Raw genomic sequence first — 23212 nt, 5'->3', positions numbered from 1 at the left:
GCAATGCCGGAGTGAGGGCACACCGAGCCTAGGCGAGGTGCCGAGTGGTGGGGCAGAAGCGCTTTGGTTACTTTCGCGCTTTTCGAAAGTGACCCGCTGTAAGAGCGGAACCATAAGTAGCCGTTACCGCAGCAACGGATATACACACGATCAAAAAGACCGGGAAACCCATGGAACCCACCCTAAACCCACATCACCCCGTCCCGGCACTCCCATCCGAAGGCCTGATCGCCGTGATCGCCCCCGCCGGTCCAGCAAACCTGGAAACGGACAAAGCCATCCAATGGATGCGCGCCCGGGGCCATGAGCTGCGTATATTCCCAGGTGTGTACGAAAAGGACGGCTACCTGGCCGGCAGCGACGAGGTACGCCTCAACGATCTGCATGCCGCTTTCGCCGACCCAGAAGTAAAAGCGATCATTTGCCTGCGCGGTGGCTACGGCACTCCACGTCTGCTGGATCGCATCGATTTCGACCTGTTGCGGCGCAACGCCAAGCCCTTCGTCGGCTACAGCGACATCACCGCTTTGCACCTGGCCATCAGCCGTTATGCAGGGTTTGTCACTTTTCACGGGCCGTTGCTCAACGCCGATCTTCTGGGCGACAAGGAACCGCCAACCGTCACTTCTTTTTTCAGCCTGCTGCGCGGGCAGTTGAAGGCCGGCAGTGTGCTGAGCCATCCTGCGGCTTATCCGTTGACCACCCTTGCCCCCGGCATCGCCTGCGGACGCTTGTTGGGGGGCAACCTGTCGATGATTGCCGCGACCATGGGCACGCCCTACGAAATCGATGCCGAAGGCGTGATCCTGTTGGTGGAGGACATCAACGAGCCGCTTTACCGCATCGACCGTCTGCTGACCCAGTTGCGGCTGGCCGGCACGCTGGCAAAGCTGCGAGGAGTGTTGGTGGGGGATATCGCCGGGGTGGACGTCGAGGCGTTGAACAAACTGTTCAAGCAGACCTTCGAGCCGTTTGGCATCCCGGTATTGTCCGGCTGGCGCAGTGGGCATTGCGATCCGAACCTGACGTTGCCCATGGGCGCGTTGGTGAGACTGGATGCGGGGGAGAAGAGGTTGGTGCTGGAGCAGGATGTGGTGGTCGGCCGCTAAGCGCTTGTCGCCTGAAAGTCCCTCATCGCGAGCAGGCTCGCTCCCACAATTGACTTCAAAACACGGTCCAGTGTGGGAGCGAGCCTGCTCGCGATGAGGGCAGCGGCCATAAGGCGATCTAGCGGTTACGCAACCCTTCCAACAGCTTGTGCGTCGGATACCCATCCGCTGGCCAGCCGAACGACTGCTGGGCGCTGCGTATTGCCTTGCGGGTGTTGGCGCCGATGATGCCGTCGGGCGTGCCTGCGTCGAAGTTGTGTTTGCCCAGCAAGGTCTGCAGTTCGAAACGTTCACTGCGGCTCAGGGGTAGATCGTCCTTTGGCCATTGCCCGTTGATCAGCCCCGCGCCCGCGAAGCGCTCTGATAGCAGACTCACCGCCAAGGCGTAAGACGAGGAGTTGTTGTACTTGAGGATGGCGCGGAAGTTGTCGAGCACCAGGAAGGCCGGCCCGCGATAGCCGGCCGGCAGCAGCAGGGCCGCCGACAAGTGTTCGGCGCCGGCTGGGACCTGGCTGCCGTTGGGCAGGCTGACGCCCAGTTGCAGCCATTCGGAGACGGGTTTGCGGATCGCACCATCGGCCAACGGATAGTCGAACCCTTCTTTGAGCCGTACCTCGAAGCCCCATGGTTGCCCGCGCTGCCAGCCAGAGCTTTGCAGGTAGTGCGCGGTCGACGCCAGGGCATCGGTGGCGCTGCCCCAGATATCGCGGCGGCCGTCACCATCGAAGTCCACCGCGTGGGTGTTGTACGTGGTGGGGATGAACTGGGTCTGGCCCATGGCACCGGCCCAGGAACCGAGCATTTTTTCCGGAGCGATATCGCCCTGTTGCAGGATCTGCAGCGCGGCGATCAACTGTGCATGGGCAAAACCCGGACGCCGCCCTTCATAGGCCAGGGTCGCCAGGGAATTGATCACCGACTTGGTGCCCTGGAACTGACCGAAGTTGCTTTCCATGCCCCACACCGCCACCAGCGCCTGGCGGTCGACGCCATAGCGCTGCTCGATGCTTTGCAGAATGTCGGCATGTTGTTGGACCAGTGTCTGGCCCCGGCGTACTCGCAGTGGCGACAGGGCGCCATCGAGGTATTCCCACACCGGACGGCTGAATTCCGGCTGGCTGCGGTCGGCCTTGATGACGCTCATGTCCGGGCTGACGCCGATAAAGGCGCGATCAAACAGGTCGGCACGGATCCCGGCGGTCAGGGCTTGCTTGCGAAAACCGGCTTGCCATTCGGCGAAAGTTTGCGTGGGTGCGATGACCAGGTTGTCACCGGTCGGGACCACCGGCGGCACGATGGCCGGAGCAGGTACGGCAGGGACGGTCTTGAGCGGTTGGGCGTCGGCGGCGGTAGGTTTTTCTGCGCAGGCGACAAGCAGAACGACGCTTGTGGCTGCAATCAATTGGCGCAGGGGCCAACGACGGGAAAGACAAAAGGGCATGCACGGGTCCAGATAAACAAATCAGATGCTGACCTTATCATGCGCAAAGGAGAATAGGGCTGGTCCGGGTGTTTCAAGCCGCCACAAAGCAAGAAGCCTCCCAGTTGTCAGACTGGAAGGCTTCGCGGCGGTAGCTGCCTTTGCCCTTGGCGGGTCGTTCCTGGCGGCTGCGGAACAGGGGCTGGGCGATGATGGATTTGGCCTTGTTGGGGCCATGCTTGGATGGCTTTTTGCTCATGATGGGTCTCTCATGGTTGGGTTTTACGGGGCAAATCATGGGGCAGAGTTGGGGGGCTGTCTATAGGGTAAATGGAGGTGATATTTGTAGGATCAAGGGCGAAAAAGATCGCAGCCTTCGGCAGCTCCTACAGAAGTATGCATTTCCATTGTAGGAGCTGCCGAAGGCTGCGATCTTTTATTCAGCGGGTAGCGTCAACCGCTGCCCGGCCATCAACAGCGACAAGCGGCTCAGGCTCATCCACGGCGAGCCTGCCGCCTGACCCTTGATCTGCGCATCGATGCGCTGGGCTTCGAGCAGCAGTTGCGCCCAGCGCGATGCCGAATAGCGTTGCAGGGCCTTGCTCATCAGTGGCTTGCGTTTGTCCCACACCGGCGGGCGGGCCTGGCTGAACGCCTTGTCCAGCGGTACCCCCTGGCTGTATTGCAGTGAGAGGTTGGCCAGCAGGCGCAACTCCCGGGCCAGGGCCCAGAGGATCACCGGTGGCTCGACGCCCTCGCCCCGCAGGCCTTCAAGCATGCGCAGGGCGTGGGCGGCTTCACCGTTGAGGATCGCATCGGTCAGCCCGAACACATCGAAACGCGCACTGTCGGCCACGGCGGCCTGTACCGTTTCCACGGTGATCTGCCCGCCCTCGGCCATCAGCTTGAGCTTTTCGATTTCCTGCGCGGCGGCCAGCAAGTTGCCTTCGACCCGGGCGGCGATCAGTTCTACCGCATCCTGGCTGGCCGAGAGGCCGGCCTGGGACAGACGCTGGCGGATCCAGCTGGGCAACTGGCTGACGTCCACCGGCCAGATCTGCACGAACTGGGTCTGCTGACCTTCGACCAGGGCCTTGCCCCATTTGGTTTTCTGCGCGCTGCCATCGAGTTTTGGCAGGCTGATGAGCAACACCGTGTCTTCGGCCGGCCGTGAGCAATACTCGATCAGCGCGGTGGCGCCTTTGTCACCGGGTTTGCCAGACGGCAAGCGCAGCTCGAGCAAGCGTTTTTCGGCGAACAGCGACATGCTCGCCCCAGCCTGCAGCAGCGTACCCCAGTCGAAACTGGCATCGGCGGCGAACACCTGGCGTTCGTCGAAGCCTTGCTGACGGGCGGCAGAGCGGATGGCATCGGCGGCTTCCTGGCACAGCAGCGGATCATCACCACTGATGATGTAGACCGGCGCGAGGGCGCCTTGCAGGTGTTTGCCGAGTTGGGCGGGAGCGAGCTTCATAAGAGAAGGCGAGCGGGGCGCCGGAGCGCCCCGCAAGGCTTATTCAGACGGGATTTGCATCGGCGACTGTTGCGGGGTTTCCGCCTCAGCCTTGCGTGCTGCTTCCAGTGCGTCGGCTTCTGCCTTGGCCCGGGCGTCAGCGGTCTGCTGCAACTGGTCCAGTTGGGCTGGGCTCAGTTGTTGCAGGCGCAGCATCATGCGTTGCACGAGGTCACGACGCATTTCGCCTCGCACTTCACTCGACTCCTGGTCGGAGCCGGTGATGTTGTTGCCGTCGTGCAGGTAGACCTTCTGCACTTGCAGTTTGTCGTCCAGCAGCACCAGGTTGTTCTGGCCGCGGATCTCATAGCTCAGGACGTTGTTGAGTTCGTACTCGGCCGAACGACCGGCACCGGCATAACTCAGGCTGCGCTGGCTTTGCTGTTCGCTGGTCAGCACCAGTTTGTACGGCGCGCCGTTGTAGACCTTCACGCCGCTGTTCTCCAGCGTGTCGCGCAGCATCTTCACGGTATCGCCATAAGCGTCCCGGGCGCTGAGGTCCAGCTCCGTGATGGCCAGCTCGGTGGTGCCGGTGCCGCGCAGTTGGAAGCCGCAGGCGCTCAACAGGACCGCCAGGCCCATTACCAGCAGATTACGTTTGATCATCTTGTTGCTCCCCTTGAAACCCTATGGCTCGACAGTGCGGCCCCGCAGGTTATATTCGGCGACCGGCCCAAGCCGGCGCCCGATCCAATTAGCTTGCGACGATGTTGACCAGTTTGCCGGGCACGACGATCACTTTGCGAATCGTCAGGCCATCGACGAAGCGCAACACGTTTTCATTGGCCCGTGCGGCGGCTTCGACTTCTTCGCGGGTGGCGGCGGCCGGCATTTCGATCTGGCCGCGCAGCTTGCCGTTGACCTGGATGACCAGAGTCAGGCTGTCCTGCACCAGTGCGGTTTCGTCCACCACCGGCCAGCCGGCGTCAATCACCGGGTCAGCGTGACCCAGTCGGTTCCACAGCTCGTGGCTGATGTGCGGTGTGATCGGAGCCAGCAGCAGCGTCACGGCTTCCAGGCCTTCGTGAACCAGTGCGCGATCCTGTTCGGTGCCTTGCGCGGCTTTTTCCAGAACATTCATCAGCGTCATCACCTGGGCGATGGCGGTGTTGAATTTGTGGTTCTGGCCGACGTCATGGCTGGCCTGCTTGATGGCCAGGTGGATCGAACGGCGAATGGCTTTCTGCTCGTCGTTCAGGCCGGCGACGTCCAGTTTCCCCGGCAGGCCCTGAGTGACGTGGGCTTGAGCCAGGCGCCAGACGCGCTTTAGGAAGCGGTGCGAACCCTCGACGCCGGAGTCGGACCACTCTGCACTCATGTCAGGTGGCGAGGCGAACATCATGAACAGGCGGCAGGTGTCGGCGCCGAACTGATCGATCATCGACTGTGGGTCGACGCCGTTGTTCTTCGACTTGGCCATCTTCTCGGTGCCACCGATTTCCACCGGCAGGCCGTCAGCGATGAGTTTGGCGCTGATGACCTTGGCTTTGCTGTCGCGTTCGAGTTCGACGTCGGCCGGGTTGTACCAGGTATAGGCACCGTTGGCTTCGCGACGATAGTAAGTCTCGGCGATCACCATGCCTTGGGTCAGCAGGTTCTTGAACGGCTCGTTGGAGCTCACCAGGCCTTCGTCACGCATCAGCTTGTGGAAGAAGCGCGCGTAGAGCAGGTGGAGAATGGCGTGTTCGATGCCGCCGATATACTGATCCACAGGCAACCAGTGGTCAGCTGCGGATTTTTCCACCAGGCCGCCTTCATGGTGCGGCGAGGCGTAGCGGGCGTAGTACCACGAGGACTCGACGAACGTGTCCATGGTGTCGGTTTCACGTCTGGCCGGCGCGCCGCATTTCGGGCAACTGCACTGGTAGAACTCGGGCATGCGCGCCAGGGGCGAGCCGGCGCCGTCGGGTACCACGTCTTCAGGCAGGACCACGGGCAGTTGATCTTCCGGTACCGGTACGTCACCGCAGGTATCGCAGTGCACGATCGGAATCGGGCAGCCCCAGTAGCGCTGGCGGCTGATGCCCCAGTCCCGCAGACGGAACTGGGTGCGGGAGGCGCCGAGGTTCTTCTTGATCAGGGCGACTTCGATGGCGTCGAACGCGCCGGGGAAGTCGAGGCCGTCGAACTCGCCGGAGTTGATCAGTTCGCCGTGCTCGCCATAAGCGTCCTGCCATGGCGCCGGGGTCTGGTCACCGGCGCTGGTACGCACCACGGCCTTGATCGGCAGGTTGTACTTGTGGGCGAACTCGAAATCGCGTTCGTCGTGGGCCGGAACAGCCATGACGGCGCCGTCGCCGTAGTGCATCAGCACGTAGTTGGCGACCCATACCGGCAGTTTTTCGCCGGTGAGCGGGTGTTCGACGAACAGCGAGGTCGGCAGGCCTTTCTTCTCTTGAGTGGCTACATCGGCTTCAGCGACGCTGCCACCCTTGCATTCGGCAATGAACGCTTGCAGCTCGGGATTGTTCCGGGCTGCCAGGGTCGCCAACGGATGCTCGGCGGCCACGGCCACGTACGTGGCGCCCATCAGGGTGTCCGGACGGGTGGTGAATACTTTCAGGCTGCCCGCTTCGCCAATGGAGGCGACGTCGTAGGGGAACTGCACTTCCATGCCCCGGGACTTGCCGATCCAGTTGCGCTGCATGGTCTTGACCTGTTCAGGCCAGCCGGTCAGCTCGTCGAGGCTCTCCAGCAGTTCATCCGCGTAGGCGGTGATCTTGAAGTAGTACATCGGGATTTCGCGCTTTTCGATCAGCGCGCCGGAGCGCCAGCCGCGGCCGTCGATCACCTGCTCGTTGGCCAGTACGGTCTGGTCCACCGGGTCCCAGTTCACCGTGCCGTTCTTGCGGTAGATCACGCCTTTTTCGAACAGGCGGGTGAACAGCCATTGTTCCCAGCGGTAGTAATCAGGCTTGCAGGTGGTGACCTCGCGGGACCAGTCCACCGCCAGGCCCAGGCTGCGCAGCTGGGTCTTCATGTAGGCGATGTTTTCGTAGGTCCACTTGGCGGGGGCCACGTTGTTCTTCATCGCGGCGTTTTCCGCCGGCATGCCGAAGGCGTCCCAACCCATGGGTTGCAGGACGTTCTTGCCTAGCATGCGCTGGTAGCGGGAGATCACATCGCCGATGGTGTAGTTGCGCACGTGCCCCATGTGTAGCTTGCCGCTGGGGTAAGGGAACATCGACAGGCAATAGTAAGTCTCCTTGCCTGGCTGTTCACTGACTTCAAAGGACTTTTGCTCGTCCCAGAACGACTGGGCGGCGGCTTCGATTTCACGGGGCTGGTAGTGTTCGTGCATGGCTACTTTTGTACTGAATGGGGTGGCCCAATCCTCTTCGTTGCCATGCTGGACGCAGACGACGCCTGATGCGGCGTTTTCGATGCCCAGCCGAGCTGGAAGTGGAGTTACAGGAAGCGCCGTAGCATACATGACCGTGCTCTGCCGAGGGAAACCCTGATTGCGTGCCGGGGCATTGTCGATACCCGGGGACGGCCGCTGTTCAGGGCCGTTGGTCGCGGCGCCCTGCCGGTTTGCCCAGCGAAGCTAAGCTTCTCAATGGGGAGTGAGTCTTATCTTCAATGAGGTGAGGGATGGTTGAATCACAACGAAAAGTAACTACACCTGAGTTGTACGAAAAACTGATCGATCGTCTCGGGGTGGCCCTGGACGCTGCAAGAACCGCCGGTCGCTTGCGCGATGAACGTCCGGCAGAGCTGGAACTGCGTGGCTTGACCCCCGCAGAGTTCGAACTGGTCAAGGCTTACCTTGAGCAGGTCGGGCATCAAGCTCCCACCAGTGGGGCCCAGCTACTCAAGCGCCTCGATACGCCCCGTTCGGCCAAGGTTGTATGGCTCAAGGATCGGACACCCACCAGGGATGCTGTAAAAGTCCGGTCACTGCAGTTCAAGTAAAGCCGGATTCACGCTTGTCGCTTTTTTTGATTCAAGGTTATTTCGAATCTGTTGTCGCTTTGCGTCAACCCACCTAGGCTTCGGGCATCTATGGAGATGCCCGATGCCGTTTCGCTATTTCATCAAACAACTTTTATTGCCGCCCGGCATTCTTTTGCTGCTGTTGGTGCTTGCCTGGTGGTGGCGCAACTCTCGGCCGCGCCTGGCTCGCCTGTGTTTCATTGCAGGGGTGGGTGGTTTCTGGCTGATGAGTTTGCCCGTGGTGGTGCAATGGAGTGCCAAGGCGTTGGAACGCGAGCCGCCGTTGCTTCGCGGCGAATGGGCGACGCTGGCACAACGTGCCGATGCCATCGTCGTGCTCGGTTCGGGCCGCGATCGCGGTGACCTGGCCTGGGGCACCGATCAGCCCACCGGCATCGGTCTGGAGCGCCAGCGGTATGCGGCGCGACTGGCCAAGGCGTCAGGATTACCGGTGCTGACCAGCGGCGGCTTGCACTATGGCTCCCCGCCAAGTGAAGCGAAATTGATGGCCGATTCGATGCTCGATGATTTTGGCGTCACCGTGCGCTGGCAGGAAGGGCGCAGCCGCACGACCTGGGAAAACGCCCGGATGAGCGCCGAAATATTACTGCCGCAGGGGATCAGACGAGTCGTGGTGGTGACCCATGCGTCGCATATGCCACGAGCAGTCTGGAGTTTCGAGCGCTCGGGCTTTGAAGTGGTTCCTGCACCGGTGGGCTTTCTGGGGCAGGACAATGCCCGCCCGCTGGGCGGCTGGATGCCGGAGTTCAAATCGATCTGGCAGTCCGGGCAGTTGATGAACGAGGCGGTGGGGCAGGTGGGGTATAGGTTGTTCTATCGCTGAGTATTTGGGCGCGCGGGCGGGACCCCTGTGGGATCAAGGCTTGCCCGCGATGCAGGCACCCTGTTCCCGCGGCAGGACCGCGTCGATTTCATCGCGGGCAAGCCCTGCTCCCACAGGAAACTTGTTGACCCCAAGAGGTTTGCCCGCAGCGGGATCAAACCGTCTTGGCCATCCGGCTCGCGATCAAGGCCCAGCCCAGCAGCAACACACACACGATGATCAGCGGCCACGAGCGCCATTGCAGGTATGGCGTCAGCCCGTGCATCGGCACCACTTCGCCGTACAGGATGCCACGCTCGAATTGCGGGATCTGTGCGGTGATCTGGCCGAAGGGGTTGATCAGGCCGGTGACGCCGTTGTTGGTGGAGCGGATCATCCAGCGACCGGCTTCCAGGGCGCGCATCTGCGCCATTTGCAGGTGTTGCAACGGACCGATCGAGGTGCCGAACCAGGTGTCGTTGCTGATGGTCAGCAGCAGGTCGCTGCGCGCCGAGAGGCCAGCGGCGAATTCCGGGTAGACCACTTCATAACAGATGAACGGCGCGATCTGGTACCCCTTGGCTTGCAGCAAAGGCTGGTCGGCCGGGCCCCGGGCAAAGTCTGACATGGGGAGATCGAAGAACGCGATCAAGCCACGCAGAATGTCCTGCAACGGCACATATTCACCAAATGGCACCAGTTTTTGCTTCAGATAAGTGCCGTCACCTTCGCCGGTCACGGTGATGCCGTTGAAATAACGCTTCTGCTGGTGCACCAGTTGGCGAATCGGGACGCCAGTAATCAGCGCCGAATTTCGCTCGGCGGCAAAGGTGCCCATCATGTCCAGGTAGCCCTGGGCGGATTCCTTGAGCACCGGGACAGCCGTTTCCGGCCAGATCAGCAGGTCGACCCGTTTGGAGGCAAAACTCATGTCGCGGTACAGCGCCAACTGTGCGTTGAGCTGCTCCGGGTCCCACTTCATGCTTTGCTCGATATTGCCCTGGATCGCGGCGACGCTCAGCGGATCGCCCGAAGGGCTGGTCCAGGCGTGGCCTTTGAGCACCATGCCGGCGACCCACGGGCCGATCAGCAGGACCACGCCCGCTGCGATAAAGCCTTTGCGCCCGGCGCGGATCAATCGTGGCGCGTTGTACAGCAGCGCGGCGGTCAGGGCCAGGGTGAAGGACATCAGCCACATCCCGCCCAGCGGCGCGAGGCCGGCCAACGGGCCATCGAGTTGACTGTAACCGGAATAAAGCCACGGAAACCCGGTGAGGAACCAGCCGCGAAAGGCTTCCTGGCCCAGCCACAGGGCGGCGAAGGCCAAGGCGTCGGCCAGCGGGGCTTCGTTACGCCGCAGCCACCGGGCCCAGAGCCAGGCGGGCAGGGCGAAAAACCAGGCAATGGCGGCGATGAACAGCAGCATCAAAAAACCGGCGAGCAGCACCGAGGCGCCGCCGAAATTATGGATGCTGACGTAGATCCAGCTGGTGCCGGCGCCAAACAGGCCGAAACCGAAGCACCAGCCACGGCCAATAGCCTGGCGCGGTGAAAGCTCGCGCAGACCTGCATAGAACAACCCGACCGCCAGCAGTGCCAGCGGCCAGATGTCGAACGGCGCCAGGGCCAGGGTGGTGATCGCGCCAGCCGCCATGGCCAGCAGGTTACCGGGCCAGCCGGGGCGGGTTATCCAGCGCATGTGTGTCCTTAGCGGGTCTCGCAGGGTTTATCGGGCAATGGGTGACAGGCGCAGCAAGTGAATCCGACGGCTGTCGGCGTTCAGGATGCGAAAGCGCCAGGAGCCGATTTCCGTGGTTTCATTGCGCTTGGGCAGGTGCCCGAAAGCACTCATCACCAGGCCGCCGACGGTGTCGAACTCATCGTCGGAGAATTGGCTGTCGAAGAACTCGTTGAAGTTCTCGATCGGCGTCAGGGCCTTGATCAGGAAGTCGCCGCTGGGCAGCGGCTTGATGTAGCTGTCTTCCTCGACGTCGTGCTCGTCTTCGATGTCGCCGACGATCTGCTCAAGCACGTCTTCGATGGTGACCAGCCCGGCCACGCCGCCGTATTCGTCGATGACGATGGCCATGTGGTTGTGGTTGGCGCGAAATTCACGCAGCAGCACGTTCAGGCGCTTGGACTCGGGCACGAAGGTGGCCGGGCGCAGCAAGTCTTTGATGTTGAAGCTGTCGCCGTTCTCCTGAAGGATCAGCGGCAGCAGATCCTTGGCCAGCAGCACGCCCATGACGTCGTCATGGCTCTCGCCGACGACCGGGTAGCGCGAGTGCGCGGAATCAACCACGGCGGGCAGGAATTCGCGAGGTGTCTGGGTCGCCTTGATGCTGACCATCTGCGAACGGGGGACCATGATGTCCCGCACTTGCAGGTCAGCGACCTGGATGGCGCCTTCGACGATGGCCAGCGCTTCGCTGTCCAGCAGTTTGTTCTGGTGTGCATCGCGCAGCAGCTCCAGCAGCTCCTGGCGGTTTTTCGGCTCATGGGCAAAAGCCTGGGTGAGCTTGCCCAGCCATGACTTCTGCCCGTTGCTCGATCGATCTTCGCTCATAGCGATTACTCTGAATCCTTTGTCGTTACAGGTTGATGTATCAGTCTTCGTCGCCGGCATAGGGGTCGGGATGACCCAGCTCTGCAAGCAACGTTCGTTCCAGCGATTCCATTTCCTCGGCTTCGTCATCTTCTATATGGTCGTAACCCAGTAGATGCAAGCAGCCGTGAATCACCAGATGGGCCCAGTGGGCTTCAGGGGTCTTGCCTTGTTCGGCCGCTTCGCGCTCCACCACCGGGATGCAGATCACCAGATCGCCCAGCAGCGGAATGTCGAGCAGTTCGTCGGGCACGTCGGCGGGGAACGACAACACATTGGTGGCGTAGTCTTTCTGCCGCCAGGTGTGGTTCAGCTCGCGACCTTCGGCCTCGTCCACCAGGCGGATGGTCAGTTCCGAGTCGGCGCTGCGCTGGCGCAGGGCCAGTTCGCACCATTGGCGCAACTGAGCTTCGCTGGGGGCGGGGCGTTCGCTGGCCAGTTGCAGGTCAAGTTCAAGCATCGTGGCGATGGCCCTTGTCTGCGGTCGCCAGCTCATCCTGATGATTCTCGAAACGCTCGTAGGCTTCGACGATGCGCTGCACCAATGGATGGCGCACGACGTCCTTGGGCATGAAATGCGTGAAACTGATGCCCGGCACGTCCTTGAGCACCTGGATCACATGGTTCAGCCCGGATTTGGTGCCACGGGGCAGGTCGACCTGGGTGATGTCCCCGGTGATGACCGCGGTGGAGCCGAAGCCGATCCGGGTCAGGAACATTTTCATCTGCTCGACCGTGGTGTTCTGGCTTTCGTCGAGGATGATGAAGCTGTTGTTCAGCGTACGACCACGCATATAGGCCAGTGGCGCGACCTCGATGACCTGGCGTTCGATCAGCTTGGCGACATATTCGAAACCGAGCATTTCGTACAGCGCGTCATACAGCGGACGCAAGTACGGGTCGATTTTCTGCGCCAGATCCCCGGGCAGGAAGCCGAGTTTTTCCCCCGCTTCAACCGCCGGACGCACCAGCAGGATACGGCGCACCTGTTCGCGTTCCAGCGCATCGACGGCGCAGGCAACGGCCAGGTAGGTCTTGCCGGTACCGGCCGGACCGATGCCGAAGTTGATGTCGTTGCCCAGGATTTCCTTCACATAGCGCTGCTGATTCAAGCCACGAGGGCGAATCATGCCTTTTTTCGTGCGCAAGGCCACGGCAGGTTCCGACGGGGCGTGGTTATCGAGCTCTTCCAGGGCCGACTCCTGCAGGAACAGGTGGACGGTGTCCGGCGATAACTCGCTTCCCTTGGTTTCCCGATAGAGACGGCGCAGCAGGTTTTCCGCGGAGGTGGTGTGCTTGGGTTCGCCGATCAGTTCGAACTGGTTTCCGCGGTTGCGGATCTCGATGGCCAGGCGCTGTTCGATCAAGCGAAGATGCTCGTCGAATTGCCCGCACAGATTGGCGAAGCGGCGAGCCTCAAAGGGCTCGAGAATGAAACGATGTGGTTCGATGGGTGCGTTCAAGGTCGTTTTTAGCCGCCCTGGGGCAATTAAGATGAAATCAAGGATAACGCCAGTAGGCTGGGTGCGAAAGCTCTTAATAAACCGAGCAATCTTGTGGGAGCAAGGCTTGCCCGCGATACAGGCGCCTCAACTCTTGAGGGACCGAGTGGCATTCATCGCGGGCAAGCCTTGCTCCCACAAGTTCTGTGTTCACAGGCAATTGGGGGTTACTGGATCAACGAACCGCGCAGGGAGTGCGGTTGCGCGGCGTCGATGTGTACGTCGGCGAACTGGCCGATCAGGGCCGGCGTGTCGCAACGGAAGTTGACGATGCGGTTGTTTTCGGTCCGTCCTTGCAATTCGCCCGGGTCTTTTTTCGAGTAATCGGTCACCAGAATCCGCTGGACGGAGCCGACCATCTGTCGGCTGATCTCGAAACCCTGCTGGTTCAGGCGATGTTGCAAGGCGTTGAGCCGTTCTTTTTTCAGTTCTTCGGGGGTTTCGTCAGCCAGGTCGGCCGCCGGGGTGCCGGGGCGCTGGCTGTAGACGAAGGAATAGGAGAAATCGAAGCCCACGTCTTCGATCAGCTTCATGGTCTGCTGGAAATCTTTCTCGGTTTCGCCGGGGAAGCCGACGATAAAGTCCGAGCTGATGCAGATCCCTGGCACCGCCGCCCGCAGTTTGCGCAGCTTGGATTTGTACTCCAGCGCCGTGTGGTTGCGCTTCATGGCCGCGAGGATCCGGTCCGAGCCCGATTGCACCGGCAGGTGCAGATGCTTGACCAGCTCAGGCACGTCGGCATGGGCCTGGATCAGGCTGTCGGAGAATTCCAGCGGGTGCGACGTGGTGTAGCGGATACGGTCGATACCATCCACGGCCGCCACCACGCGGATCAGCTCGGCGAGGTCCGCCAGGCGCCCGTCGTGGGTCAGGCCGCGATAACCGTTGACGTTCTGTCCCAGCAATGTCACTTCTCGCACGCCGTTTTCCGCGAGGTGGATGATCTCGGCGAGCACGTCGTCGAACGGCCGGCTGACTTCTTCACCACGGGTATAGGGCACCACGCAGAAGGTGCAGTACTTGCTGCAACCTTCCATCACCGATACATAGGCGCTCGGGCCGTCGATGCGGGGTTCGGGCAGGTGATCGAATTTTTCGATTTCCGGAAACGAAACGTCCACCTGCGGCAGTTTGGTGCTGCGCGCGGCGTCGATCATCTCCGGCAGGCGGTGCAGGGTCTGCGGGCCGAAGACCACGTCTACGTAGGGCGCGCGGTCACGAATGGCGGCGCCTTCCTGGCTGGCCACGCAACCGCCCACGGCGATGACCATTTCCGGGTTGGCCAGTTTCAGTTCACGCCAGCGGCCGAGCTGGGAGTACACCCGGTCCTGGGCGCGTTCGCGGATTGAACAGGTGTTGAGCAGGATCACGTCGGCGTCTTCGGCGCGAGCGGTGACTTCCAGGGCCTGGTGTTCACCCAGCAGATCGACCATGCGCGAGCTGTCGTACTCGTTCATCTGGCAACCGTGGGTTTCGATGTAAAGCTTCTTGGCCATGGACGGAGTCATCACGTGATTCAAAGAACCGCGCATTATAGGGAACAAGTCACCCGGTTCCTACCGTTGCGCGAGCAGTGGCTATGCTATAGTTCGCGCCCTCATTTTTTACCCGCCGATGTGTTTCGCCAGCCATGACCAAACGTGAAGCTCCAATCTACAAGGTGATTTTCCTCAACCAGGGCCAGGTGTTCGAAATGTACGCCAAGCAGATCTATCAAAGTGATCTGTGGGGCTTCCTGGAAGTCGAAGAGTTCGTCTTTGGCGAGCGCACGCAAGTGGTCGTCGATCCGAGCGAAGAAAAGCTCAAGGCGCAGTTCGAAGGCGTGGTGCGCAGCTTCGTGCCGATGCACTCGATCGTGCGCATCGACGAGGTCGAGCGCCTGGGCACTCCGAAAATCAGCGAAGCCCGCGGCGCGGTCGGCAATGTCATGCCGTTTCCGATGCCGATGCCTGAGAAGTAGGAAGTATTTTTGTTGCTGCGCCGGGCCCTGTAGGAGCTGGCGAAGCCTGCGATCTTTTGATCTTGATTGTTCGCTCTCGACTCAATGGGCAGTGGAAAGATCGCAGCCTCGTTGCACTCGACAGCTCCTACAGGGATTCAGGGCAGTGGCGAGAAAGGCGTGCGCCCGTCGGCGTTCTGCAATTCCATCAGGTATTTGCGGAAGATCTGCCCCAGCACCTGGGTCGCGACCTCCAGTTCGTCGCGGGGCATCTGTTCGGCGACTTCGTCGGCGGTGTCCAGGGCTTCTTCGGCGCCATTGACCGCTGCCATCTTCAAGACAATGTAGGCCTGCACGTTATTGGCCGGCACGCCTTCGCCATGGAAGAACATGCCGCCCAGCTTGTATTGCGCCTGAGCATGGCCTTGCAGTGAGGCTTTCTCGAAGTAGCTGAGGGCCAGCTTGAGGTCGCGCGGCGCAGCCTTGCCGTTGTAGTAGAACTCGCCCAGCTCGTATTGCGCTTGTGCATCGCCCGCGTCCGCCGCTTTTTGACAGGCGTCGAGTGCCGGTGCGAGATCTTGTGGCTGGGTGTTGAGCGTGCAACGGCCCATCGCCGGGATCAACAACGAGTTGCCGCCTGCTTGTGCGTTCGCCAGCAGCGGCTGAAGGAGCAACAGGCAGCCCAGGGCAAGGGTGCGGCCGGTGCGGTTCATGGGAATCGACTTACCTCTGAGGGGCACGCGGACCCTCCGGGGGATCCAATAAGCGCGCATTATGAAATAAGCAGGGCCATCCTTACAAAGTCTTTACTCGTTTTTCTGCTGCGAGGGTGCGCCAACGGCTACTTCGGGGGTCAATACGTAGGAAATGGGGGTAGAGGTTGTCGTCAATCACTGACGCCAGCGTCAGCCAGCGTCAGTTATCCACAGGCTTATTTCAACGCGGCGAAGGCCCGCTCGGCGGCGTCGAGGGTGATCTTCAGTTCGGCCTCGCCATGGGCGATGGAGGTGAAGCCGGCTTCGAACGCGCTCGGTGCCAGGTACACGCCACCGTCGAGCATCAGGTGGAAGAAGCGCTTGAAGCGGTCAGCGTCGCAGGCCATCACATCTTCGAACGTCACGATGTCATCGGCGCCACTGAAGTACAGGCCGAACATGCCACCGGCCTGGGTGGTCACGAACGGAATGCCCGCCGCGTCGGCACGAATCTGCAAACCGTCGAGCAGACGAGTGGTGTAGTCGGTCAGCTCGGCGTGAAAGCCCGGGCGGCTGATCAGGCGCAGGGTGGTCAGGCCGGCGGCCATGGCCAGCGGGTTGCCCGACAGCGTGCCGGCCTGGTAGACCGGGCCCAGTGGCGCGATGCATTCCATGATGGCGCGCTTGCCGCCGAAGCAGCCGACCGGCATGCCGCCGCCGATGATCTTGCCGAAGGTGCTCAGGTCGGGTGTCACGCCGTAATGGGCCTGGGCGCCGCCGAGGGCCACGCGGAAACCGGTCATCACTTCGTCGAAAATCAGCACCACGCCGTGCTGGTCGCACAGGCTGCGCAGCCCTTCGAGGAAACCCGGCGCCGGCGGTACGCAGTTCATGTTGCCGGCCACCGGCTCGACGATGATGCAGGCCACTTCCGGGCCGACGTCAGCGAGCATCTTCTCGACTTCTTCGAGGTCGTTGAAAGGCAAGGTCAGGGTGTGCCTGGCGAACGCCGCCGGTACGCCGGCCGAACTTGGTACGCCCTGGGTGAGCGCGCCGGAACCGGCCTTGACCAGCAGGCTGTCGGAGTGGCCGTGGTAGCAGCCTTCGAACTTGATGATGCTGTCGCGACCGGTGAAGCCCCGCGCCAGGCGTATCGCACTCATGGTCGCCTCGGTGCCGGAGCTGACCATGCGCACCATTTCCATCGACGGCACGATCGAGCAGACCAGGTCGGCCATCTCGGTTTCCATGGCGGTTGGAGCACCGTAGGACAGACCGTGCTGCAACTGGTTGCGCACCGCTTCCAGCACGTCCGGATGGCTGTGGCCCAGGATCATCGGCCCCCACGAACCGACGTAGTCCACATAGCGCTTGTCATCTTCGTCCGTCACGTACGCGCCTTCGGCGTGCTTGAAGAACAGCGGGGTGCCGCCGACACTCTTGAACGCACGAACGGGGGAGTTCACGCCACCGGGGATGTGTTTCTGGGCGTTGGCAAACAGGGTTTCGGAACGGGACATGGTTGGGCTCTCGAAAACGGAAAATTATTTGATCTGCAACAGATCGTTGAAGGCCCGGGCGCGGCGCGTCACTTCCAGGGCGCTGTCGGCGCCGAACAGGCCATGGACCACGGCCAGTAAGTCGACACCGTGAGCCACCAACGGGGCGGCGTTGTCCAGAGTGATGCCGCCGATGGCGCACACCGGTATATGCAGTTTGATACGGGCCTGGTCGAGCAGTTCAAGGTTTGCGCTGGGAGCGCCGGGCTTGGTGTTGGAGTTGAAGAAGCGTCCGAACGCGACATAGCTGGCGCCTTCGCTGGCAGCCTGTTCGGCCAGCTCCAGGCTGGCGTGACAAGTGGAGCCGATGATTGCATCGCGCCCCAGCAGCGCCCGTACCGGCGCCAGCGGGCCATCGGTCTGGCCCAGATGGACGCCGACGCCCAGGCGCGCGGCCAGTTCGGCGTCGTCGTTGATGATCAGCCGGGTCTTGTAGCGCTCGCACAGATTGCGCAGCGCTTCGGCTTCGCGCAGACGGCGGGCTTCGTCGCTGCTTTTATCGCGGTATTGCAGCAGGGTGACGCCACCTTCCAGTGCCGCTTGCACATAAGCGAGGAATTTGCCGGCCAGCAGTTGGCTATCGGTGATGGCGTAAAGGCCACGTAGTTTCATTTCACAGCCTCCGGCGCTACGAGCAGAAATCCAGCGGCAGGCGACGCGGTACGAACTGGCCTTTGCCCAGCTGTTCGGCATCGCGCAGGGTGCGCCAGGTGTAATCCAGTGCGGTCTTGACCGCGCTGGCGAGGTGTTCGGCCTGGGCCAACCGTCCGGCCAGGGCGCTGGCCAGGGTGCAGCCGGAACCGTGGTAGCTGCCGGGCAAACGCTGGCAGGTGAAGGTTTCGCGGCGACCATCGCGGCTGTACAGGCGATTGTGGACTTCATGTTCGTCGCCGTGACCACCGGTGATCAACAGGTGCTTGACGAAGGGCAGCAGTTTTTCCGCGCACTCATCGGCGCTGCCCTCGGGCAGTTCGGCGAGGATGCGTGCTTCAGGCAGGTTGGGGGTGGCGATGATTGCCAGGGGCAACAGGCGCTCGCGCATCGCGTAACCGACTTCATCCTTGCCCAATCGTCCGCCGCCACCGGCACGCAGCACCGGGTCGCAGACCATGGGCAAATGCGGGTGTGCCTGAAGCAGTTCGACCACGGTGTCGACCATTTCCAGTGAGCCGAGCATCCCCAGCTTGACCGCTGCTACCTGCGAATCGTTGAGCACGGCATTGGCTTGCGCCAGCACCCACTCCCGATCGAGCACGCGAAAATCGCTCACGTTCACCGTATCTTGCACGGTCAACGCAGTAACGGCCGGAGCGGCATGACAACCCTGGGCGAGCAGGGCTTCGATATCTGCCTGCAAGCCGGCGCCACCACTGGGGTCGTGGCCGGAGAGACAGAGGACAACGGGGCGAGAGCTGTAGATATTCATGGTGCGCGAGCTTACCACCAAACCTGTTTTATCGGTGCTCGGACGCTGAGGGTTTTGTATTGAGTGGCTTGCTGGTGAGTGCTTTTGTGGCGAGGGAGCTTGCTCCCGCTGGACCGGGCTGGCGCTCCAGTGCGCAGCGCTCCCAAAAACCGGGGCCGCTTCGCAGCCCAGCGGGAGCAAGCTCCCTCGCCACATTGGTCCGCCAGTTGCCGACCTGATCAAAGCAACAGCTCTATCTCAATGCTTGGAGCTGGAACGCCCGTTCTAGAGCCCTCTGTGGGAAAAATTTCAATGGTGCAAATTGGCCATCAACGGCTATGCTAGAAAATGGATCCAACCAAATAACAGGTAATGCCGGTTTTACGTCTACTCAGGGAATGGGGGGCTTCCTGATTCAACCGGACAGGCCACGCTGGGGCTTAAATGCGCTATTTGCTGATGTTGCTGCTGTGCTTGCCCCCTTTGGCAAGCGCCCTCGAGTTCGATGAGTTCACCCAAAGCCTGCCCTTGGGCCATGCCCTGCAGGTGTTCGAAGACGCCGACGGTACGGCGACCATCGACGATGTCCTGGCAGAGGCTGCGGCGGGTCACTTCAAATCCCATGACAAAGCCACGCTGAACGCCGGTTATTCGCGCTCGGCATTCTGGCTGAAAATAGACCTGAACTACCGTCCCGGCAATCCGGACGCCCAGCGCACCTGGTTGCTGGAGCTGGCGTATCCACCGCTGGACCATCTGGACTTGTATCTGCCTGATAGCGTCGGGGCGTATCGCCTGGTTCGCCAGACCGGCGATGCCTTGCCGTTTGCCAGCCGTGAAATTCGCCAGAACAACTACCTGTTCAGCCTGGACTTCAAACCCGGGCAACGTCAGTCCGTGTACCTGCGCCTGCAAAGCCAGGGTTCGATCCAGGCGCCGCTGACGTTGTGGTCGAGCACGGCCTATCTCGAGCAACAGCCTGTGCGCTTGTACGTGTTGGGCATCATCTATGGCGTGCTGCTGGGGATGCTGGTCTACAACCTGTTCATTTACCTGAGCGTGCGCGACACCAGTTACCTTTATTACATCGTGTATATCGCTTCGTTCGGCTTGTACCAGTTGTCGGTCAACGGAGCGGCCGTTGAGTATTTCTGGCCGGACAACCCTTGGTGGGCCAATGCCGCAACACCCTTTTTCATCGGTTGCGCGGGCCTGTTCGGCAGCCAGTTTGCGCGCAGCTTCCTGCAAACCGCGCAACACAGTCGTTGGCTTGACCGGCTGCTGCTGGCGCTGATCGTCTACAGCGCGGTAGTGGTGGGCCTGTCGCTGATGACCAGTTACGCCCTGGCCCTGCGCCTGGCGACGGCATTGGCGCTGGTGTTTACCGTGGTGATCTTCGCCGCCGGGCTGTTCGCCTGGTGGCGCGGTCTGCGGGTGGCGCGTTATTTCATCATCGCCTGGTCGGCGTTTCTGCTGGGGGGCGTCGTCAACACGATGATGGTCCTCGGTTATCTGCCGAACGTGTTCCTGACCATGTACGCCAGCCAGATCGGCTCGGCCATCGAAGTGGCACTGTTGTCCCTGGCCCTGGCCGACCGCATCAATGCCATGCGCGAGCAACAGGCCCAGACCCTGTTCGACGCCGGGCAGAAACTTGAAGTGCTCAACCAGCAACTGGCCCACAGCAACAAACTCAAGGATGAATTCCTCGCCACGTTGACCCATGAGCTGCGTACGCCAATGAATGGCGTGATCGGTTCGCTGGAGTTGATGGAAACCGTCGAAATGAACGAGGAGTTGACCCAGTATCAACAGACCGCCGCAGGTTCTGCGCGGGACATGATGCGTATGGTCAACGGCATCCTCACCCTCACCGAATTGCAGGCCGGCAAGCTCAAGGCCTACCCGGCGCCGTTCAGCCTGCGTGGGATGGTCGACGCCTTGCAGGTGCAGTTCGGTGCCAATGCAGCGGTCAAGAACCTGGATTTCAAGGTCGACGTGGCACCCGGCCTGACGGACCGGCTGATCGCTGACAGCGGCAAGCTGGCCCAATGCCTGGAATGTCTGCTGGACAACGCGGTCAAGTTCACGCGGGTAGGCGGTCTGGCGCTTCGGGTCAGTGGCAGGCCGTCGGGGCTCGATCGGCTGGTGCTGTCCTTTGCTGTGATCGACACCGGTATTGGTTTCACTGACCTTGGTGAGGCGAGCTTGTACCAGCGCTTTTTCCAGCTTGACGGCTCGATGACCCGGGAATACGGCGGCCTCGGTGTGGGTCTGGCGATCTGCCGACAACTGGTGGAGTTACTGGGCGGACGCCTGACCCACACCTCCGAACCCGGTCGCGGCAGCCGCTTCCAGTTGGACGTCGAGGTGGAAATGGCCTTCCCCGTGGAGGCGCCCACGCCCATCTCGTTCAGCCAGCGCGAAACCTCGCGCTTACCCCAAGATTGCACGGTGCTGCTGGCTGATGACAACAGCATTGATCTGCTGGTGATGCGCGGCATGTTGCTCAAGCTCGGTTACCAGGTGCGTACCGCCGACAGCGGACGCGCGGCACTGGATCTACTACAGGGCGAGAGTGTCGACGCGGTGCTGCTCGATTGCCAGTCGCCGCCGCTGGACGGCGTGGCGGTCTGTTGTCAGATCCGTAGGCTCATCGGCTGCGAGGACCTGCCGGTGTTTGTGGTCAGTCCCAATCCGAATCACGAGCGCTGCACGTCGGGCGTGTTGACCGATTACCTGAGTAAACCGGTGAAATTCGAGGTGTTGCGCACGCTTTTGCAACGGCGAGTGCTTTGTCCGAAGCAGGGTGAAAGCGCCGATATTTAGGCGGGTATGACACTTTGTTCGGCCGTGGGGCGGTGCTTAACTGAACCTCTGCTGGCCGACCAAGGAGCCCTGTCATGAACCTGCACCAGTTCGCCGAAACCCACGACGTCACCAATCAGCCACCGTCCCTGGATGGCGCCAACCTCTATCGCATCGACCTGCCGCTGCAACAGTGGTCGCAGCGTTTCGGCGCGGGCTGGGCGCAAGGGCGGATCGATGCGTATGGAGAACTGGCCGGTGGGCCGCTGATGGAGGCGGGGTTTCTGGCGAACCAGAACAAACCAGTGTTTTCCAGCCACGACCGCTATGGTCATCGCATTGATCTGGTGGAGTTCCATCCTGCTTACCACCAGTTGATGCGCACCGCTGTCGAGCATGGCCTGCCCAGCCTGCCATGGGCCCACCCGCAACCCGGCGCCCATGTCGCCCGGGCCTCGATGACTTATCTGCACAGCCAGGCTGAAGCCGGCACCGGTTGTCCGCTGACCATGACTTTCGCCAGCGTCCCGGCGTTGCGCTTGCAACCGGACCTGGCCGAACAGTGGGTGCCCAAAGCGCTCGCCACCGAGTACGACCCGCGTAACGTCGGCATGGCTCACAAGGCCGGGGTCACCCTCGGCATGGCGATGACTGAAAAGCAGGGCGGCACCGACGTGCGGGCCAACACCACCAAGGCTTATCCGGTGGGCGCCAGCGGTCCCGGCCAGGCCTATGAACTGGTGGGCCACAAGTGGTTCTGTTCGGCGCCGATGTGCGATGCCTTCCTGACGCTTGCCCAGACCGACAAGGGCCTGAGCTGCTTCCTGCTGCCGCGCCATCGCCCGGACGACTCGCGTAATCAGTTCTATATCCAGCGGTTGAAGAACAAGCTGGGCAACTGCTCCAATGCCTCCAGCGAAGTCGAATTCCGTGGTGCGCTGGCCTGGATGGTTGGTGAAGAAGGGCGAGGCGTGCCGACGATCATCGAGATGGTTGCCATGACCCGCTTCGATTGCATGGTCGGTTCCAGCGCCCTGATGCGCCAGGCCCTGACCCAGGCCAGCCATCACTGCGCGCATCGGCGGGTTGGTGGCAAGTTGTTGAGTGAACAGCCGCTGATGCAAAACGTGCTGGCCGACCTGGCGCTGGAAAGCGAAGCCGCCCTGGCCCTGAGCTTGCGTATGGGCCGGGCGTTGGACCACTTGAATGATGAACACGAGGCCAGGTTTGCCCGGCTGGTGACGGCGGTGGGCAAATACTGGATCTGCAAACGCGCCCCGGCGATGATCAACGAAGCTGCCGAATGCATGGGCGGCGCCGGTTACGTCGAAGACAGTATTCTGCCGCGCCTTTACCGTGAAGCACCGGTGAACTCGACCTGGGAAGGCTCCGGCAATGTGCAGTGCCTGGATGTGTTGCGGGCGCTGTCCAAGGAACCGGACGTGCTTGAAGTGCTGTTCACCGAACTGGGTGACGGCCACGGCGACAAACGCCTGGCTGCCCACATCGATCAGTTGCACGCGGCGTTCAAGGATACCGATGACATCCAGTACCGCGCCCGGCAATTGACTGAAGACATCGCTCTGGGGCTGCAAGCCAGGTTGTTGCTGGAGGCCGGCAACAGCGACGTCAGCGACGCCTTCATCGCCAGCCGCCTAGGCTTGGGTGGCCGGGCATATGGCGCCTTGCCCCGAGGCCTGAATGTCGAGGCCATCGTGGCGCGATCCACACCCCAGGGTTTCTAAGGCGGCCAGGAAACCTTTGTGGAGCGGGCTTTGCCGTGAATGAGAAATCTGCGGCAGGCGGCGATCAGGGTGGGAGCGAGCCTGCTCGCGATGGCGTCGGCACATCCAGCATCACGGGTGACTGACACAGCGCTATCGCGAGAAGCCCGCTCC

Annotated in this window: 20 protein-coding genes; 6 read left to right on the top strand and 14 right to left on the bottom strand. The window is 61.7% G+C overall.

What is annotated here, in order from left to right; genetic code table 11:
* Positions 1 to 170 precede the first annotated feature (170 nt).
* A complete protein-coding gene (locus tag MA884_RS17840; RefSeq protein ID WP_256231727.1) occupies positions 171 to 1109 on the top strand; it encodes an LD-carboxypeptidase in 939 nt (312 codons plus the stop codon).
* A 118-nt stretch (positions 1110 to 1227) separates the two neighbouring features.
* On the opposite strand, the gene MA884_RS17835 is transcribed toward MA884_RS17840, so the two are convergent.
* The 5 genes from MA884_RS17835 to leuS all read right to left on the bottom strand — a co-directional run bounded on the left by MA884_RS17835 (position 1228) and on the right by leuS (position 7343).
* Entirely contained in the window at positions 1228 to 2550 is a 1323-nt protein-coding gene (locus tag MA884_RS17835; protein ID WP_256231726.1) for a lytic murein transglycosylase, read from the bottom strand.
* A gap of 73 nt (positions 2551 to 2623) precedes the next feature.
* On the bottom strand, positions 2624 to 2788 hold the full coding sequence (gene arfA / locus MA884_RS17830; RefSeq protein WP_047229500.1) for an alternative ribosome rescue factor ArfA: 165 nt from the start codon (positions 2786 to 2788) through the stop codon (positions 2624 to 2626).
* Between the two features lie 177 nt (positions 2789 to 2965).
* Complete coding sequence (gene holA, locus MA884_RS17825; RefSeq protein WP_256231725.1) at positions 2966 to 4003, bottom strand: DNA polymerase III subunit delta; 1038 nt, start codon at positions 4001 to 4003, stop codon at positions 2966 to 2968.
* A 39-nt stretch (positions 4004 to 4042) separates the two neighbouring features.
* Positions 4043 to 4648, bottom strand: coding sequence for an LPS assembly lipoprotein LptE (gene lptE / locus MA884_RS17820; RefSeq protein ID WP_256231724.1), 606 nt, complete (start codon positions 4646 to 4648; stop codon positions 4043 to 4045).
* A gap of 88 nt (positions 4649 to 4736) precedes the next feature.
* A complete protein-coding gene (leuS, locus tag MA884_RS17815) occupies positions 4737 to 7343 on the bottom strand; it encodes a leucine--tRNA ligase (protein ID WP_256231723.1) in 2607 nt (868 codons plus the stop codon).
* Positions 7344 to 7636: 293 nt separating this feature from the next.
* Here leuS and MA884_RS17810 point away from each other — a divergent pair, with 293 nt between their 5' ends.
* A complete protein-coding gene (locus MA884_RS17810; RefSeq protein ID WP_047229504.1) occupies positions 7637 to 7957 on the top strand; it encodes a hypothetical protein in 321 nt (106 codons plus the stop codon).
* A 103-nt stretch (positions 7958 to 8060) separates the two neighbouring features.
* Positions 8061 to 8822 carry a YdcF family protein gene (locus MA884_RS17805; protein ID WP_256231722.1) on the top strand — a complete coding sequence of 254 codons (762 nt, stop codon included), beginning with the start codon at positions 8061 to 8063 and terminating at the stop codon, positions 8820 to 8822.
* 154 nt (positions 8823 to 8976) lie between these two features.
* Here MA884_RS17805 and lnt read toward each other — a convergent pair whose 3' ends face one another.
* The 5 genes from lnt to miaB form a co-directional block, all read right to left on the bottom strand.
* The gene (lnt, locus tag MA884_RS17800) at positions 8977 to 10500 is read right to left on the bottom strand and encodes an apolipoprotein N-acyltransferase (RefSeq protein WP_256231721.1); all 1524 of its coding nucleotides are present in this window, start codon (positions 10498 to 10500) and stop codon (positions 8977 to 8979) included.
* 27 nt (positions 10501 to 10527) lie between these two features.
* Entirely contained in the window at positions 10528 to 11367 is an 840-nt protein-coding gene (locus tag MA884_RS17795; protein WP_025215634.1) for an HlyC/CorC family transporter, read from the bottom strand.
* A gap of 40 nt (positions 11368 to 11407) precedes the next feature.
* Positions 11408 to 11866, bottom strand: coding sequence for an rRNA maturation RNase YbeY (gene ybeY / locus MA884_RS17790; protein ID WP_256231720.1), 459 nt, complete (start codon positions 11864 to 11866; stop codon positions 11408 to 11410).
* Positions 11859 to 12869, bottom strand: a complete 1011-nt coding sequence (locus MA884_RS17785; RefSeq protein WP_256231719.1) for a PhoH family protein — start codon at positions 12867 to 12869, stop codon at positions 11859 to 11861. Before MA884_RS17785 ends, ybeY begins: the two co-directional genes overlap by 8 nt.
* A 206-nt stretch (positions 12870 to 13075) precedes the next feature.
* Complete coding sequence (gene miaB, locus MA884_RS17780) at positions 13076 to 14404, bottom strand: tRNA (N6-isopentenyl adenosine(37)-C2)-methylthiotransferase MiaB (RefSeq protein ID WP_256231718.1); 1329 nt, start codon at positions 14402 to 14404, stop codon at positions 13076 to 13078.
* A 134-nt stretch (positions 14405 to 14538) separates the two neighbouring features.
* On the opposite strand from miaB, the gene MA884_RS17775 reads away from it, so the two are divergent.
* Positions 14539 to 14868 (top strand): DUF1820 family protein, encoded by a 330-nt coding sequence (locus MA884_RS17775; RefSeq protein ID WP_003185742.1) that lies wholly within the window; start codon positions 14539 to 14541, stop codon positions 14866 to 14868.
* 137 nt (positions 14869 to 15005) lie between these two features.
* On the opposite strand, the gene MA884_RS17770 is transcribed toward MA884_RS17775, so the two are convergent.
* The 4 genes from MA884_RS17770 to MA884_RS17755 form a co-directional block, all read right to left on the bottom strand.
* On the bottom strand, positions 15006 to 15560 hold the full coding sequence (locus tag MA884_RS17770; protein WP_256231736.1) for a tetratricopeptide repeat protein: 555 nt from the start codon (positions 15558 to 15560) through the stop codon (positions 15006 to 15008).
* 218 nt (positions 15561 to 15778) lie between these two features.
* On the bottom strand, positions 15779 to 17062 hold the full coding sequence (hemL, locus tag MA884_RS17765; RefSeq protein WP_256231717.1) for a glutamate-1-semialdehyde 2,1-aminomutase: 1284 nt from the start codon (positions 17060 to 17062) through the stop codon (positions 15779 to 15781).
* Positions 17063 to 17086: 24 nt separating this feature from the next.
* Positions 17087 to 17713: a thiamine phosphate synthase gene (gene thiE, locus MA884_RS17760; RefSeq protein ID WP_256231716.1), complete on the bottom strand. Its 627-nt coding sequence runs from the start codon at positions 17711 to 17713 to the stop codon at positions 17087 to 17089.
* Between the two features lie 16 nt (positions 17714 to 17729).
* Entirely contained in the window at positions 17730 to 18527 is a 798-nt protein-coding gene (locus MA884_RS17755) for a hydroxymethylpyrimidine/phosphomethylpyrimidine kinase (RefSeq protein WP_256231715.1), read from the bottom strand.
* A 423-nt stretch (positions 18528 to 18950) separates the two neighbouring features.
* Here MA884_RS17755 and MA884_RS17750 point away from each other — a divergent pair, with 423 nt between their 5' ends.
* Together MA884_RS17750 and MA884_RS17745 are read left to right on the top strand one after the other, a co-directional pair.
* Positions 18951 to 21335: a hybrid sensor histidine kinase/response regulator gene (locus MA884_RS17750; RefSeq protein WP_256231714.1), complete on the top strand. Its 2385-nt coding sequence runs from the start codon at positions 18951 to 18953 to the stop codon at positions 21333 to 21335.
* A 74-nt stretch (positions 21336 to 21409) separates the two neighbouring features.
* The gene (locus tag MA884_RS17745) at positions 21410 to 23059 is read left to right on the top strand and encodes an acyl-CoA dehydrogenase family protein (protein WP_256231713.1); all 1650 of its coding nucleotides are present in this window, start codon (positions 21410 to 21412) and stop codon (positions 23057 to 23059) included.
* Positions 23060 to 23212 lie beyond the last annotated feature (153 nt).

This window comes from Pseudomonas sp. Q11 (genome assembly GCF_024494355.1).
Taxonomy (GTDB): Bacteria; Pseudomonadota; Gammaproteobacteria; order Pseudomonadales; family Pseudomonadaceae; genus Aquipseudomonas; species Aquipseudomonas hefeiensis.
The sequence above is the reverse complement of the archived record's forward strand: the minus strand, read 5'-3'. Positions and strand labels throughout refer to the sequence as shown.

What these genes read in the sequence shown, in the direction of transcription:
- MA884_RS17840 (WP_256231727.1), top strand. Translation starts at nt 171, where the DNA reads ATGGAACCCACCCTAAACCCACATCACCCCGTCCCGGCACTCCCATCC.
- MA884_RS17835 (WP_256231726.1), bottom strand. Translation starts at nt 2,550, where the DNA reads ATGCCCTTTTGTCTTTCCCGTCGTTGGCCCCTGCGCCAATTGATTGCA.
- arfA (WP_047229500.1), bottom strand. Translation starts at nt 2,788, where the DNA reads ATGAGCAAAAAGCCATCCAAGCATGGCCCCAACAAGGCCAAATCCATC.
- holA (WP_256231725.1), bottom strand. Translation starts at nt 4,003, where the DNA reads ATGAAGCTCGCTCCCGCCCAACTCGGCAAACACCTGCAAGGCGCCCTC.
- lptE (WP_256231724.1), bottom strand. Translation starts at nt 4,648, where the DNA reads ATGATCAAACGTAATCTGCTGGTAATGGGCCTGGCGGTCCTGTTGAGC.
- leuS (WP_256231723.1), bottom strand. Translation starts at nt 7,343, where the DNA reads ATGCACGAACACTACCAGCCCCGTGAAATCGAAGCCGCCGCCCAGTCG.
- MA884_RS17810 (WP_047229504.1), top strand. Translation starts at nt 7,637, where the DNA reads ATGGTTGAATCACAACGAAAAGTAACTACACCTGAGTTGTACGAAAAA.
- MA884_RS17805 (WP_256231722.1), top strand. Translation starts at nt 8,061, where the DNA reads ATGCCGTTTCGCTATTTCATCAAACAACTTTTATTGCCGCCCGGCATT.
- lnt (WP_256231721.1), bottom strand. Translation starts at nt 10,500, where the DNA reads ATGCGCTGGATAACCCGCCCCGGCTGGCCCGGTAACCTGCTGGCCATG.
- MA884_RS17795 (WP_025215634.1), bottom strand. Translation starts at nt 11,367, where the DNA reads ATGAGCGAAGATCGATCGAGCAACGGGCAGAAGTCATGGCTGGGCAAG.
- ybeY (WP_256231720.1), bottom strand. Translation starts at nt 11,866, where the DNA reads ATGCTTGAACTTGACCTGCAACTGGCCAGCGAACGCCCCGCCCCCAGC.
- miaB (WP_256231718.1), bottom strand. Translation starts at nt 14,404, where the DNA reads ATGGCCAAGAAGCTTTACATCGAAACCCACGGTTGCCAGATGAACGAG.
- MA884_RS17775 (WP_003185742.1), top strand. Translation starts at nt 14,539, where the DNA reads ATGACCAAACGTGAAGCTCCAATCTACAAGGTGATTTTCCTCAACCAG.
- MA884_RS17770 (WP_256231736.1), bottom strand. Translation starts at nt 15,560, where the DNA reads ATGAACCGCACCGGCCGCACCCTTGCCCTGGGCTGCCTGTTGCTCCTT.
- hemL (WP_256231717.1), bottom strand. Translation starts at nt 17,062, where the DNA reads ATGTCCCGTTCCGAAACCCTGTTTGCCAACGCCCAGAAACACATCCCC.
- thiE (WP_256231716.1), bottom strand. Translation starts at nt 17,713, where the DNA reads ATGAAACTACGTGGCCTTTACGCCATCACCGATAGCCAACTGCTGGCC.
- MA884_RS17755 (WP_256231715.1), bottom strand. Translation starts at nt 18,527, where the DNA reads ATGAATATCTACAGCTCTCGCCCCGTTGTCCTCTGTCTCTCCGGCCAC.
- MA884_RS17750 (WP_256231714.1), top strand. Translation starts at nt 18,951, where the DNA reads ATGCGCTATTTGCTGATGTTGCTGCTGTGCTTGCCCCCTTTGGCAAGC.
- MA884_RS17745 (WP_256231713.1), top strand. Translation starts at nt 21,410, where the DNA reads ATGAACCTGCACCAGTTCGCCGAAACCCACGACGTCACCAATCAGCCA.